Origin of the sequence: Vibrio sp. HI00D65 (assembly GCF_001635455.1) — a bacterium.
Classification (GTDB): domain Bacteria; phylum Pseudomonadota; class Gammaproteobacteria; order Enterobacterales; family Vibrionaceae; genus Vibrio.
Window position 1 is genome coordinate 1 of record NZ_LWEH01000079.1, and the last position, 397, is coordinate 397.

The 397-nt window shown below is 48.6% G+C and carries 1 pseudogene; it reads left to right on the plus strand.

The features are described from left to right. A pseudogene (locus A3712_RS07975) lies at positions 1-314 on the plus strand (GTP-binding protein); the annotation flags it as partial. Positions 315-397 lie beyond the last annotated feature (83 nt).

The following is a 397-nucleotide window of genomic DNA, read 5'->3' on the forward strand; positions in this document are numbered from 1 at the left end:
GGAATGATTACCGCATCAACATCGTAGATACCCCGGGACACGCGGACTTCGGTGGTGAAGTTGAGCGTATCATGTCTATGGTTGACTCTGTTCTACTGATCGTTGACGCAGTTGACGGCCCAATGCCTCAAACACGTTTCGTAACGCAAAAAGCATTCGCACACGGTCTTAAGCCAATCGTTGTAATCAACAAGATTGACCGCCCAGGCGCTCGCCCTGATTGGGTTATGGATCAAGTATTCGACCTTTTCGACAACCTAGGTGCGACTGATGAGCAACTAGACTTCACAGTTGTTTACGCTTCAGCTCTAAACACCTAGGTTGTCGAAAAGGTCGAATACTTGATCCATAACCCAATCAGGGCGAGCGCCTGGGCGGTCAATCTTGTTGATTACAA